This window comes from Hydrotalea lipotrueae (genome assembly GCF_019249625.1).
Classification (GTDB): Bacteria; Bacteroidota; Bacteroidia; order Chitinophagales; family Chitinophagaceae; genus Hydrotalea; species Hydrotalea flava.
This window is the reverse complement of the sequence record NZ_JAESDL010000023.1, coordinates 17,123-31,913: the sequence shown is the minus strand read 5'-3', so window position 1 is coordinate 31,913 and position 14,791 is coordinate 17,123. Positions and strand designations below refer to the sequence as shown.

Genomic DNA, 14,791 nt, shown 5'->3' with positions numbered 1-14,791 from the left:
AATGTGTTATAACTTTGCACATTCTTATCAATATGGCAACCCAACCTTTACACTTTCTATCCGTAATATTTTTACGTGGCTATTACCATCATTCACCTTTCTCCTGTTTTCTTAAAATATAACTGCCACATTTCGCATGCAACAGTAGCAATGCTGTTACACCTCCAAATGATAACAATTAAAGCAAATCATGAAAACTGAATCAAACAGTTCAAAGCATTTACACCAATTATCTGCTGCCGGATTATTGGTTACATTAGGTATTATATATGGAGATATTGGCACTTCGCCTCTATATGTTTTCAGATCAATTATTGGTGATAGGCCCATTTCAGAAGAATTAGTTTATGGGGGTATTTCCTGCATTATATGGACATTAACCCTGCAAACAACTTTCAAATATGTATTATTAACCCTTCAGGCCGATAACAAAGGTGAAGGTGGCATTTTTTCATTATTTGCTTTGGTAAGGCGTTATGCAAAATGGTTGTACATACCAGCTATAATTGGTGCAGCCACTTTATTGGCAGATGGCATTATTACCCCACCCATTTCTGTAGCTTCAGCTGTAGAGGGCTTAAATGGCATTCATTCTTTACAAAATACCATCATTCCCGGAAATGCAATTACCATTGGCATTGTAGTAGGTATTATTTCGCTTTTATTTTTCTTTCAACGCTTTGGAACCAAAGTGGTAGGATTTGCATTTGGCCCTATTATGCTGGTATGGTTTAGCATGATTTTTTTATTGGGTTTTTTACAAGTATGGCATCATCCCGGAATCATCAACGCCATCAACCCCTATTATGGTATTAAATTATTAATAAATTATCCGCATGGATTCTGGCTGTTGGGTGCGGTATTCTTATGTACAACAGGTGCTGAGGCATTGTATAGCGACTTAGGGCATTGCGGTAAAAAAAATATACAGGTGAGTTGGATATTTGTAAAAATTGCATTAATTTTTAATTATATGGGGCAGGGAGCCTGGTTATTAACTCAAAAAGAAACATATTTAGGTAACACCAATCCATTTTATGCATTAATGCCCCATTGGTTTTTGTTGGTAGGAATTATAGTGGCCACTTTTGCTACCATTATTGCCAGTCAGGCTTTAATTAGCGGCTCATTTACATTAATTAGTGAAGCCATAAGTATGAACTTTTGGCCAAGAGTTACCGTGAAATATCCTACCAACGTAAAAGGCCAAATTTATATACCCAGCCTTAACTGGATATTATGGATTGGTTGTGTAGGCATGATGTTGTATTTTAAAGATAGCTCTGCTATGGAAGCTGCCTATGGCTTTTCTATTGTGATAGCTATGTTAATGACCACCAGCCTCATGTTTGTGTTTATGTACCGTGTAAAAAAATGGAACCATTGGCTGATTGCCGTTATTATGACCATTTTTTTAATTGTAGAATTTTCTTTCTTTATTACCAATGTTGCCAAAATAAAACAACGCTGGATGTTTTTATTTTTTGAATTTGGCCTGATGTTTATCATGTTTGTTTGGTTTAAAGCCCGAAAAATTACCAACAGTTATTTGCAATTCTTAAAAGTAAAAGACTACACAACCCCTTTGCAATTGCTGAGTGCAGATAAAGAAGTACCCAAATATGCCACTCATTTGGTTTACTTAACCAAGGCCGATAGTGATGGAGATATAGAAAAAAGAATTATTGATTCCATTTTAAACCGAAAACCAAAACGTGCTGATGTGTATTGGTTTGTGCACATTGACAGGGCCGATAACCCTTATGAAATGGCATATAGTGTTACAGAGTTACTGCAGGATAAAGTAATTAAAATAAACTTCAAACTTGGTTTCCGTATTCAGCCCCGAATTAATTTACTGGTTAAAATGGTAATGCAGGAAATGAGAAAAAATAATGAGCTGTGTTGTATTAATAAATATGAGGACTTAGATGCAAGCAACTTTCATACAGATATTACTTATGTTATTCTGGAAACCTTCCTGTCGGTAGAGAATGAACTTTCGGTTAAAGAAGGTTTTATTATGGATGCTTACTTTGCCATTAAACACCTGGCTCAATCTGACCAAAAAGCATTTGGTTTAGACAATGCCACTACCGTTGTTGAAAGGGTGCCGCTGTTAATTACCCCCAAAACATATCTTCCTTTAAAACGAATTAGTTTTGCGCAACAGTAATAGCACTTCTTTATTGCATGTAATTATTTCAACTCAATCCAATTACTGAGCACATTATGTTCACTCACTACTGCAGCAAATAAACGGTTATTGGCAGGTATTAGTGAAGCTAACCTTTCATAAGTTACTGCTTTATCGGCAATCAATAATTTAATCAGTGTGGCATAGGCTATATTTTCAGTAACATTTTCGGGCAGGGCAAATATCGCAAATGCTTTAACGGGTTGTTTACCGGAATAATGTAACGTAAACAGATTGCCATTACTTTTTGCAAATATGGGTGTTGGTGGTTTTGTGCTGTCAATCCACGGCATGGGCGGCACTATAGCAGGCAATGCATAATAATTATAGCGAAGACTGTCAGACCAGCCATTGGGATTACTTTCAAAATTTTTACTGCTAAAAAAAATACTGCCTTGTGTGGTAGAATAGCTTCTAATAGCTTTTAACTGATTGGGTAATTCATTAGGGTTACGCCAGGCAGCATTGGTTCCGGCACGGTAAATAGCCTGGCCAATATATAAATCTCTGCCATAAGTATGTGCATTCCACCAGGCCAGCAGGGTATCAAAATCGGCTAACTTATGCTCTTGCTCCCAGTATAACTGTGGTGCTACATAATCAATCCAGCCTTTTTTCAACCATAATAAAATATCTGCATATAAATCATCATAATTAGTTTGTCCGGCTTTGGTATTACTTCCATCAGGATCCTGACTTTTATTTCGCCAAACACCAAACGGGCTGATTCCAAATTTCACAAAAGGATTCACGGCACGAATGGTTTGATACAATGCATGAATAATGCTGTCGCAGTTACTTCTTCGCCAATCATCCTTACTCAATCCATTCCCGTATTGTCGGTATGCTTTTTCATCAGGAAATTCCTTACCGGCAATTCTATATGGATAAAAATAATCATCCATGTGTATTCCATCTACTTTATAACGGGTAACAATATCTTTAACTACCCGGGTAACAAATTGCCGCACTTCCGGCAGGCCGGGGTTGAAATATTTTGTATTACCATACGTTACAAACCATTCAGGATGAATTTTAGTAATGTGAGATGGTGATACAGAGGATGTGTGAATGTTAAAAACAGCCCGATATGGATTTAACCAGGCATGAAATTCCATACCGCGTTGATGGGTTTCTTCAATCATAAACTCCAGCGGATCATAATACGGCGTAGGCGGCAAACCCTGCTTCCCATTTAAAAATTCGCTCCAAGGCTCGTATGAGGAAGGATAAAAAGCATCGGCAGCAGGCCGTATCTGTACAAAAACAGCATTCATTCCATTGCGTTGTTGCATATCTAACAAACGAATAAAATCGGCTTTTTGTGCTTCAACCGACATGCCTTTTTCTGCAGGCCAGTCAATATTTACCACTGTTGCTACCCAAACACCACGCATTTCAAATACCGGCGCTTTTTGCGACCAAAGTGAAAGTGCACTTCCTGTTAAACAAAACAAAAGCAAACAAAATGACTTTAACAGCTTTACATACATAAGGCGATTCATTTTTGGGAGATTACAAATTCACAAGCCATTCAAAACTGGCTTATTCTATTCATTGTAAAAACCGAAGATAATGTTAGTTGGTACATTTTGTTTTAAAGTAGATGAAATATAAATATGTACCGGTTAGATAATATTAATATAGAAAAAATTAATATCTGAAAAATGCAGGTAACCTTATCGGATAGCATTTAATAAACCATTGAGCAATTGAGCATCTTCCACCGATAAAGCAGCAACCATTGCATCCAACTCATGAATTCTTGCTTCAATTCTGTGCAAAACACCCACACCTTCAGCAGTTAAATAAATGGCTACTTTTCGTTTATCATTCGTTGCCATCCGTTTTTCTAATAATTTTTTAGCCGCCAGGCGGTCAACCATTCTGCTGGTGTCACTCATTTTATCCAACATCTGCGCTCTTATCTGCAAGGTAGAAAGGGGTACGGCACTGGCATGCACAATACGTAAAATATTGTATTGCTGAGCGGTAATATCTTCAGGCGTTAGAAACTGCCTGATTTTTTCCTGCAACCAATTTGCTGTAAAAATAATATTTACAATGGCTTTATGATGTTCGTTACGAAAATGTAACTGCGGTATTTCCTGCTCAATTTCCATAAATAAAATTTATTTTTAACCTTTATCAATCTTCCCAAACCTTTAATCCTTCACTGCAATTGGCACAAATATCAATATTTTTCCTGCTTTGCATAATAGCACTTCTAAATTGCTTATAATTTTCGTTTTGCCAGGTTTCCTTAAAGCTTTGCGTTGCCAAATTACCCAACTGGTGCTGCGCATCTTTATCAAAACAACAAGGCACCACCAATCCATCCCAAGTAATTACATTGGCATGCCATAATTTCCAGCAATGGTTACCTAATCCACTTTTCACCACACGTTTACCCGATTTATCTTTTTTATAACGGCTGTATTTATCAATAGATGGAATTAACTGATTAGGATCATTTTCAAAATCATACACCTGTGCGGTTTTAAACCGAACCTGATCTACCCCAACTTCTTTTCCCAATTGTTTAATGGCTTCTATCTGATGTTCATTCGGCTTCACCACTAAAAACTGAAAAAATACAAAAGGTGTTTTACTGTTCAGCGCTTTTTTCCATTTTACAATATTACGGGCTCCTTCAATTACTTTTTCTAATTTACCTCCTACCCTGTATTGCTGATACACATCCTGAGTAGTTCCATCAATAGAAATGATAAGCCTGTCTAATCCGCTTTCAACAGTTTTTCTGGCTTTTTCATCGGTTAAATAGTGGGCATTGGTAGAGGTAGCAGTATAAATACCCTTACCATGTGCATATTGCACCATCTCTAAAAAAGCAGGATTCAAATAAGGTTCTCCCTGAAAATAAAAAATCAGGTACAATAGTTCCTTGTGAATTTCATCAATTGTTTTTTTAAAGAAACTGCTTTCCAGCATGCCGGTAGGCCGGGTAAATTCCCGCATACCACTCGGACATTCAGGGCAACGCAGGTTACAGGAAGTAGTAGGTTCAAACGAAACAGAAATGGGTAAACCCCATTGAACAGGCTTTCCGAGCATTCGGCTAATCCGATAACTACTCCATACTTTGCCGGCATTCCACAGTCGGGCGAAGGTGAACTTACTGATTAAATTCAGACTATCATTTAAATTAAAATACGGCATAATGAATGTAAAAATAAGTTCATTCCTGGTAAAATGCCGTTTATCTTCAACATCTTCCTCTATTCGAAAAATGATTTTGATTTTTATTCCATGAATATGTCATTTTTGTAACTCAATTTCGCTGCGCAGGATGGCTAAGAAAAAAAAGAAAAAAACATCGCCGGTTATATGGATGCTTACAGGCTTTTTCCTGGTACTGCTGCTGCTGTTGGTATATTTGTTTCAACAGGAAAAAGACACCCCCACCCCCATTGAATTTACGTATGATGCTGATTTTGGCATACCACTGCCCGACAACTACAGTATACATGGCATTGATGTGAGTGTACATCAAAGCAATATTAGCTGGGGCATGGTCAAAAATACCAGATCAGACCATATTGCCATTGGTTTTGTGTTTATTAAGGCAACCGAAGGACTATCGGATGCCGATAAACAATTTAAAATAAACTGGCAGCACTTACTGCAATTTGGCTTTACACGTGGTGCCTATCATTTTTTTATTGCCACTAAAAACGGAGCACAACAGGCACAAAATTTTATTCGCACCGTACAACTAAAAACCGGCGATTTACCGCCGGCGGTTGATGTAGAAGAATTGTATGGTGTAAACCCTACCCAACTCAAAAAAAGATTGAAAGATTACCTACAAACCATAGAAAATTTTTATAAAGTAAAGCCTATCATTTACACCTATGCCAGTTTTTATGAAAGTTACTTAGGTAAAGAATTTGATGATTACCCACTATGGGTGGCTCATTATAAAGAACCCCAACAACCGCGTATTCAAAGACCCTGGCAGTTTTGGCAACACAGCAATGAAGGGCATATCAATGGCATTAAAACAAAAGTTGATTTTGATGTATTTAATGGCGACTCAGCCGCCTTTCAACAAATGGTGTTGCATTAATCTTCTACTATATCAGCAGGCAACGGAAATAAAAACTGATAACTATCATATTTCCGGTTGAGGAACGTCATATTCCCGCTCAGCATTGCACAATAATTTGCAATGAAAAGGGGGAAGAAGATGCGATTGAATTTTTTAAATAAATGGTTAGATGGGCCACTTACGCTCGAAGGGTCGTGCAATTTAATTATGGTAGAACATCATCCGGTTATATTGGAAATGCTGGAACAATCAAAACATCAACTGGAAATATTACTTCATTCCGGGAAATACCATTCTACCCTTTTACCGCAACTAAGCCGAAGATTGTTTCAAATTAACAAAGAAATTGGCCAATACATCAGGGCCGAACAGGAATATTTTTTTCCATATTTAAAAAAACAATCCAATCAGGAATCTGCATGCGATGAGTATATTTTAAATACACATTTATTAGAAACCATGCAGGAAAAGCATGATCTGTTCACCAAAGCATTACATCAGCAACGTAAAATAGTGAACAACTACATGATAAAAAAAGATTGGGATACCGATTTAAAAAACTACATCAATCATCTGTTTCTGTTAGAGAAAAAAATTCAATCATGGATGGAATTAGAGCGAAAGAAATTATATCCCTATCTCATTAAAACTACCAGAAAGCATGAGTAAATCATTTACCGGCGTTGCTACAGCCTGCTATCATTGTGGAGAAGATTGTGGCAATGAACCCATTCAGGCTTACGATAAAAACTTTTGTTGCGAAGGCTGCAAATCGGTTTATGAAATATTGAACAAAACCGGCATGTGCGATTATTATGCCATTAGCAACAATCCGGGCAGCAGTCAAAAAATTAAAGTTCGACACAACCAGTTTGCTTTTTTAGACGATGATTCCGTACAAGAAGCCCTTACCGTATTTAAAGATGATACCCATACACATGTAACATTTTATTTGCCGCACATGCACTGCAGCAGTTGCCTTTGGCTGATAGAAAACCTGCACCGGCTCAATGAACATATCATTAGCAGCAAAGTAAACTTCACCAGAAAAGAAGCCGATATTGTGTTCAACCACTCAAAAACTTCTATACGCAAAGTGGCTGAGTTACTTACCTCTATTGGTTATGAGCCTTATATTAGCCTGCAAAATTTACAGCAGGGAAAACCACGTATCAATCAATCAAAAATTTACAAATTAGGGGTGGCCGGTTTCTGCTTTGCCAACATTATGCTATTAAGCTTTCCCGAATATTTGGGAATTGATGATAAAGAAAAAAATTTAGCAGGCCTGTTTCATTACATAAGTGTTTTACTCAGTTTGCCGGTAATATTGTATGCAGCAACAGAATTTTACAACAGCGCTTTTAAAAGTTTGCGCCACAAATACCTGAATATTGATACGCCTATTGTGCTGGCTATTTGGGTAACTTTTATACGAAGCATGATAGAAATTTTTACACACACAGGCAGTGGGTATTTAGACAGCATGAGTGGCATTGTTTTTTTTATGCTGGTAGGCCGTATTTTACAGGATAAAACCTACGAACAGCTCAATTTTGATCGGGATTATACGGCGTATTTCCCCATTGCAGTATCACGCATCAAAAACAACAACGAAGAAATTGTTACCCTGCCCAATATTCAGTTAGATGATACGTTGCTCATTCATCACCAGGAACTAATACCGGCAGATGGCATTTTAACCAAGGGTAAAGCGTTGATTGATTACAGTTTTGTTACCGGTGAAAGCATACCCGTTGAAAAACAAATGGGCGAAATGATATATGCCGGCGGTAAACAATTGGGTAACAATATAGAACTGTTGGTTATAAAAGAAGTAGCACAAAGTTATTTAACAAAATTATGGAACCGTAGCACTTTTAAAGAAGCTGAACAAAAATCAAAACATTCTTTTGTTGATGCACTCAGTCGTTATTTCACCTGGATTGTATTTACCATTGCAGCCATTGCCGGTTTGTATTGGTACATGCACGATGTTTCAAAACTTTGGCAGGCAGTAACTGCTGTTTTAATTGTTGCATGCCCATGTGCGTTATTACTGAGCAATACCTTTACCAATGGTACCATATTACGCCGCTTGGGCCGCAATAATTTTTACCTGCGTAATGCAGCTACTATTGAAACCATTGCAAAAGTAGATTATATTGTATTTGACAAAACAGGAACACTTACTACCGGCCGTTATGAAAATATTACATACAACGGTATGCCACTTGCGGAATTCTTAAAAAGAAAAATTGCCACATTAGCGGCACAATCAACCCACCCGTTAAGCAAGGCAATTGTACAATGGTTAAAAGTAAGCGGTGGTGCTAAAATAACCGGCTACCGCGAAATACCCGGCAAAGGAATTGAAGGGATGATAGATGATGAATGGATAGCCATTGGTGCAAAATCGTTCGTTTCACAGCAGGAAGAAAATGCCGATGATGCCTCATCGGTATACATTGCCATAGAAGGAACGGTAATTGGAAAATTTATTTTCAAAAACAGCTACCGGCCCGGAATACAAGCTTTAAGTAAACAATTACAAAATAAATACGCACTGGCCATATTAAGTGGCGATAATGCCGGCGAAAAAAATTATCTGCAATCATTACTCGGCTTTAATGCCATTACGCTGTTTCACCAAAAACCGAATGATAAATTATTGTTTATTGAACAACTGCAAAGTCAGGGACATACCGTTATGATGGTGGGTGATGGACTTAATGATGCCGGCGCATTACAGCAAGCCAACGTAGGCATTGCTGTTTCAGAAAACAGCAACAATTTTACGCCTGCCAGCGATGTAATTTTGGATGCAGCTCAATTACACCGGTTACCGGCCTTTATTCAATTAGCCAAAGCCAATCAGTGGATTATCATTACCGCATTTGCAGTTTCAATTATATACAATATTATTGGAATATATTTTGCAGTGCAGGGCATACTATCGCCCATGATAGCAGCCATTTTAATGCCTGCAAGTACCATCAGCATTGTATTCATTACCTATGGTTTAAGTAACCTGTATGCAAAAAAATTAAGATTAAAATGAGGAGAGGAATAAATGATACCGGCTTCTGTATTTCATGGCATCGTCTGTTGCGTCGCAATCACTTCATCTGTAATGCATAAGGCAGCAAAAACCGTAAAAATGAACATTCCAACTAAAACATGACAAAAATCATCTGGCCACTTGATGAAAGTCATATTCTCTTGAACCGGCACAAAATACTTTTGAAACAAATTAAAATAAGCCTTGTGAGTGTAATAGTTGTGTTATTAGTCGCGAGTATTTCTGTTGCAGCCCTTTTTCTTGCAGCCTTCTTATGGAGCGTAAAAAGTGGGCAGTATAACGATGAGGCCAGTCCGCCCATTCGCATCCTTTTTAATGATGCCCCAATTACCGAAACCACCTCAACAAATAAGGACGAAACAAAAATCAACAACGAACAAAAAATTGAAACCATCCCATAAAACCATTTACTCAAACACAAACACCAGCCGTTTATGCAATTAGAGAAGTTTTACTACGATAACAAAATTGTAAAAATGTTTGCCTATGCCACCATATTCTGGGGCATTATTGGCATGCTTGCAGGATTATGGGCCGCCATCGACCTGTATTTTCCTGCCGCCAACTTAGGCTTACCCTACACCACATTCGGAAGAGTGCGCCCCGTACACACCAATGCAGTAATATTTGCATTTGTGGGCAACGGAATTTTTATGGGGGTATATTATTCATTGCAGCGTTTATGTAAAGCCAGAATGTTTAGTGATGCACTCAGTAAATTTCACTTCTGGGGATGGCAACTTATTATTGCATTTGGCGCTTTAACATTGTTAATGGGTTATACTTCCGGTAAAGAGTATGCCGAATTAGAGTGGCCATTAGATATTGCCATAACCATAGTGTGGGTAATTTTTGGCATCAACATGTTCGGCACCATTATTAAACGCCGCGAAAGCCATTTGTACGTAGCCATCTGGTTTTTTATTGCTACCTGGGTTACCGTTGCCATGCTGCATATTGTAAATTCATTTGAATTACCATTTTCATTCATGAAAAGTTACAGTTGGTATGCCGGTGTGCAAGATGCTTTGGTACAATGGTGGTATGGGCACAATGCGGTTGCCTTCTTTTTAACCACCCCATATTTGGGTATAATGTATTATTTTCTGCCAAAAGCAGCCAACCGGCCAATTTATAGCTACCGCCTTTCTATCATTCACTTTTGGGCTTTAATATTTTTGTATATCTGGGCTGGCCCGCACCATTTATTGTACACCGCACTTCCTGATTGGGCACAAAGTCTCGGCACTGTATTTAGTATCATGCTGCTATTACCCAGTTGGGGTGGTATGCTGAATGGTTTGTTCACCCTGCGTGGCGCCTGGGATAAAGTTCGGGAAGATCCTGTTTTAAAATTCATGGTGGTGGCTGTTACCTGCTATGGTATGGCAACTTTTGAAGGCCCGATGCTGAGTTTAAAAAGTGTAAATGCAATTTCACATTTTACCGACTGGACCATTGCACACGTGCATATTGGTGCATTAGGTTGGAACGGATTTTTAACTTTTGGTGTACTGTATTGGTTAATTCCCCGCATTTTCAATACACCATTGTATTCTAAAAAATTAGCCACTACACATTTTTGGATTGGCACCATTGGTATTGTATTATATGCGGTACCGTTGTATTGGGCCGGCTTTACCCAGGCTTTAATGTGGAAACAATTTACGCCCGATGGTCATTTAAAATATCAGTTCTTAGAAACCGTAACACATATACTACCGATGTATATTACTCGTAGTATTGGTGGTACATTGTACTTAACCGGTGCCTTCATAATGGTGTATAATTTATGGAAAACCATTGCGGCCGGCAAATTAGTAGCCAATGAAGCGGCTGAAGCACCTGCTTTACCAAAAATAATTGAACCACATGGCAAACAATACTGGCACAGATGGATTGAAGCCCGTCCCATTCAAATGTTGATTTTCAGTTTAATAGCAGTTGCCATTGGTGGTATTATTGAAATGGTTCCAACTTTTTTAATCAAAAGCAATATTCCAACCATTGCTTCAGTAAAACCTTATACACCACTTGAATTGCAGGGAAGAGATATTTATGTTCGGGAAGGTTGTTATCTCTGCCACTCACAAATGATTAGGCCTTTTAGAGATGAAGTAGCCCGCTATGGCGAATATAGTAAAGCCGGTGAATTTGTGTACGACCATCCTTTTCAGTGGGGCAGTAAACGCACCGGACCCGATTTAGCACGTATTGGTGGCAAATACCCCGATAGCTGGCATTTTAACCACATGTTAGATCCCCGTTCTATGAGCCCCGGTTCAATTATGCCTTCTTATGGATGGTTGTTCGATAATAAAATTGATACAGCTATTACACCTGCTAAAATAAGAGCCATGCAAACATTAGGTGTTCCCTATCCGGCCGGCTATGATAAAATTGCCAATAAAGATTTGGAAGCACAGGCAAAAAGCATCAAAGAAATTTTGAAGAAAGATAAAATTGACATCAGCAGCAATGCTGAAATTATAGCGCTGATTGCTTATTTGCAAAGAATGGGTACTGATATTAAAGCACAATCTGCTACCAATAACAGCGAATCTACCAATATGAATGCGCAATAACCTTAAAAAACTGTAAGATGAAATTTATCAATTATCTGGAAAAAATTATCGGCGTAGATGTTTACGCATTATCCTCGTTTATCATCTTCTTCCTGTTTTTTATTGGAGTGGTATTGTGGGTATGGAAAGCAGACAAAAAAACCATGCAGCAAATTAGCAATATTCCGCTGGAGGAAGATCACAACTATTAATAACGCCAAAATTGTTCATAACAACAAAACAAACAACAATGAACGCATATTTCAACAAAATCAGAAGCAATAAATGGCTGTTAAGCATATTGGCTTTATTGCCGGTTGGTGCATTTGCAGCCGGCCCTCCACAGCCTTCTTCACTTTCATTCCCTGTTACACAACTGATGGTAGTGATTATTATCTTTCTTTTAATTGCAATTGTACTATTGGCTAATGTACTGGTAGGAGCTGCTAAAATAAAATTACAGGAAGAAAAAGAAGCCATAGAAAAAAAGAAAAATAATAATACCTCCGTTTTAATGATGATTGGGGTAATGAGCCTGCTAAGTCTGCATGCTTTTGGAGCTGATAACCCAACAACAACAACCGTTGCACCCGCTAATTACGGCGGACTAACACCGATTGGATATTTTACCCTGGTGGGTGTGGTATTATTAGAATTGCTGATTTTATTATTGCTGATTTACAATATAAAATTTCTGTTACGCAAACAACGCACAGCCATTGCCGAAAGTGAAGTTGCCACACAGTTGGTTCATAAACCCAATGCCTTTAAAACCTGGTGGGCTAATATTAACCGCTTTAAACCCATAAAAGAAGAAGCAGAAATTGATTTAGGACACGATTACGATGGTATTCGGGAATTAGATAACAGACTTCCACCCTGGTGGTTGTATGGATTTTATGCCAGTATTATTTTTGCCGGTATTTATTTAGTTCGGTACCATGTGTTACACAGTGCCCCGTTAAGTAAAGAAGAATTACAAATTTCGTTGGCAAAAGCCGAAGCTGAGAAACAAGCTTATTTAAAAGCATCAAAAGCAAATGTAGATGAAAATACGGTTAAATATTTAACCGATGCCAGCGATTTAGAAGCAGGTAAACAAATTTTTACCACCACCTGTGCAGCTTGCCATTTAGCCGATGGCGGCGGCTTAGTAGGCCCTAATCTTACAGATGATTATTGGTTACACGGATGCAGTATTAAAGATATTTTTAAAAGCATTACCTATGGTTGGCCCGAAAAAGGTATGAAGAGTTGGAAAGATGATTACTCACCCTTACAAATTGAACAAATTGCCAGTTATGTAAAAAGTTTACACGGCACTAAACCAAAAACACCGAAAGAACCACAAGGTACCCTCTGCACCGATCAGGGTGCTGCGCCTGCATCGGGTACCGATTCAACCCAAAAATCGGCAGCAGCCATTCAATAAGCATTCAAAACACCCATTTGTATGAGTAAAGATGTAGAACATATCAATGAACCCCTTTCAGAAAGTTTTCGCGACAGAATTGCAACAGTAGATGAGGAAGGGAAACGCAAATGGGTGTATGCTTATAAACCCAAAGGAAAATTTTATTCCATCAGAACCTGGTTAAGTGTTTTTTATTTTATTGTATTCTTTGGTACGCCTTTTATTCAGATAGATGGCAGGCCGCTATTCATGTTCAATATACCCGAAGGAAAATTTATTCTGTTTACCAAAATTTTCTGGCCTCAGGATTTTTTCATCTTCGGGTTAACCATGATTACTTTCGTATTTTTTGTGGTATTATTTACGGCTGCATTCGGCCGCCTTTTCTGCGGTTGGGCATGCCCACAAACCAATTTTATGGAAATGATGTTCCGTAAAATTGAATTCCTGATACTGGGTGATGCGCCTGCACAAAGGCAACTCAGTAATGCACCATGGACCGGTAAAAAAATATTTAAAGTTGGTTTAAAGCATGTTGTATTTTATTTGCTTTCATTTATCATTGCCAATTTTTTTCTGGCTTATATTATTGGTATGCCGGCACTCATTAAAATTATTACAGAACCGGTATCTGAACATCTGGTAGGCTTTGCCTCCATTCTGGTTTTTAGTGCTGTATTTTATGGCGTATATGCGTTTTTCAGAGAACAGGCCTGCACAGTGGTTTGTCCTTATGGCCGCCTGCAAAGCGTATTGCTCGATAAAAATTCTATGATTGTGGCATACGATTATAAAAGAGGTGAACCCAGGGGTAATGCTAAAAAATTACATACTGATCAGTTAGGCGATTGTATCGATTGCTTTCAATGTGTAAAAGTTTGTCCTACAGGTATTGATATCCGCAACGGCGTTCAAATGGAATGTGTAGGTTGCACCGCCTGTATAGATGCCTGCGACAATGTAATGGATAAAATTGGCAAGCCAAAAGGATTGATAAGATATGCTTCAGAAAACTCTATTGCTAACGGTATACCCTTAACGTATACCTCGAGAATGAAGTTTTATACGGCACTTTGCGCTATTGTATTACTCATATTAGGTAGTATTTTGGCAACCAGAAAGGATGTAGATGCCACCATCATTCGCACACCCGGCATTTTATACCAGGAAAGAGGAACGGATAGTATCTCTAATTTATACAACATTAAAGTAGTGAATAAAACAACCAAAAACGTACAATTACAATTGCAACTGCATCAGGGTAATGGCAAAATTGACATCATTGGGAAACCCTATGTAATGGTACACAAAGAAGGTCAGGGCTCCGGTGAATTTTTTATTACGTTACCTAAAAATGCCATCAAAGAAAGATCATCACATATCACAATTGATTTAATGGCTGATCACAAAAAAATTGCAACATTGAAAACAAACTTTTTAGGACCCGTAAACAATTAAAATA

Annotated in this window: 12 protein-coding genes; 9 read left to right on the top strand and 3 right to left on the bottom strand. The window is 38.1% G+C overall.

The features are described 5' to 3' along the window. Nucleotides 1-190: 190 nt before the first annotated feature. Nucleotides 191-2,176: a KUP/HAK/KT family potassium transporter gene (locus JK139_RS12615; protein WP_218331424.1), complete on the top strand. Its 1,986-nt coding sequence runs from the start codon at nt 191-193 to the stop codon at nt 2,174-2,176. Nucleotides 2,177-2,199: 23 nt separating this feature from the next. Here JK139_RS12615 and JK139_RS12610 read toward each other — a convergent pair whose 3' ends face one another. From JK139_RS12610 to JK139_RS12600, 3 genes are all read right to left on the bottom strand, one after another. Then, complete coding sequence (locus JK139_RS12610) at nt 2,200-3,690, bottom strand: glycoside hydrolase family 10 protein (RefSeq protein ID WP_218331423.1); 1,491 nt, start codon at nt 3,688-3,690, stop codon at nt 2,200-2,202. A gap of 186 nt (nt 3,691-3,876) precedes the next feature. Next, entirely contained in the window at nt 3,877-4,320 is a 444-nt protein-coding gene (locus tag JK139_RS12605) for a MarR family winged helix-turn-helix transcriptional regulator (protein WP_074417388.1), read from the bottom strand. A gap of 25 nt (nt 4,321-4,345) precedes the next feature. After that, entirely contained in the window at nt 4,346-5,377 is a 1,032-nt protein-coding gene (locus JK139_RS12600; RefSeq protein ID WP_218331422.1) for a radical SAM/SPASM domain-containing protein, read from the bottom strand. A gap of 130 nt (nt 5,378-5,507) precedes the next feature. Here JK139_RS12600 and JK139_RS12595 point away from each other — a divergent pair, with 130 nt between their 5' ends. The 8 genes from JK139_RS12595 to ccoG all read left to right on the top strand — a co-directional run bounded on the left by JK139_RS12595 (nt 5,508) and on the right by ccoG (nt 14,787). After that, nucleotides 5,508-6,287, top strand: a complete 780-nt coding sequence (locus JK139_RS12595; RefSeq protein ID WP_218331421.1) for a glycoside hydrolase family 25 protein — start codon at nt 5,508-5,510, stop codon at nt 6,285-6,287. Between the two features lie 102 nt (nt 6,288-6,389). Beyond that, nucleotides 6,390-6,938: a hypothetical protein gene (locus JK139_RS12590; RefSeq protein WP_141676712.1), complete on the top strand. Its 549-nt coding sequence runs from the start codon at nt 6,390-6,392 to the stop codon at nt 6,936-6,938. Next, nucleotides 6,931-9,330, top strand: a complete 2,400-nt coding sequence (locus tag JK139_RS12585; protein WP_218331420.1) for a heavy metal translocating P-type ATPase — start codon at nt 6,931-6,933, stop codon at nt 9,328-9,330. The genes JK139_RS12590 and JK139_RS12585 overlap by 8 nt, the downstream gene beginning before the upstream one ends. A 206-nt stretch (nt 9,331-9,536) precedes the next feature. After that, complete coding sequence (gene ccoS / locus JK139_RS12580; RefSeq protein WP_218331419.1) at nt 9,537-9,752, top strand: cbb3-type cytochrome oxidase assembly protein CcoS; 216 nt, start codon at nt 9,537-9,539, stop codon at nt 9,750-9,752. A gap of 33 nt (nt 9,753-9,785) precedes the next feature. Then, nucleotides 9,786-11,936 (top strand): cytochrome-c oxidase, cbb3-type subunit I, encoded by a 2,151-nt coding sequence (gene ccoN / locus JK139_RS12575; protein ID WP_074417383.1) that lies wholly within the window; start codon nt 9,786-9,788, stop codon nt 11,934-11,936. A gap of 17 nt (nt 11,937-11,953) precedes the next feature. Further along, nucleotides 11,954-12,127, top strand: a complete 174-nt coding sequence (locus JK139_RS12570; RefSeq protein ID WP_074417382.1) for a CcoQ/FixQ family Cbb3-type cytochrome c oxidase assembly chaperone — start codon at nt 11,954-11,956, stop codon at nt 12,125-12,127. 38 nt (nt 12,128-12,165) lie between these two features. Then, nucleotides 12,166-13,347 carry a cbb3-type cytochrome c oxidase N-terminal domain-containing protein gene (locus JK139_RS12565; protein WP_074417381.1) on the top strand — a complete coding sequence of 394 codons (1,182 nt, stop codon included), beginning with the start codon at nt 12,166-12,168 and terminating at the stop codon, nt 13,345-13,347. A 114-nt stretch (nt 13,348-13,461) separates the two neighbouring features. Beyond that, entirely contained in the window at nt 13,462-14,787 is a 1,326-nt protein-coding gene (gene ccoG, locus JK139_RS12560; protein WP_394369758.1) for a cytochrome c oxidase accessory protein CcoG, read from the top strand. Nucleotides 14,788-14,791: the final 4 nt, after the last annotated feature.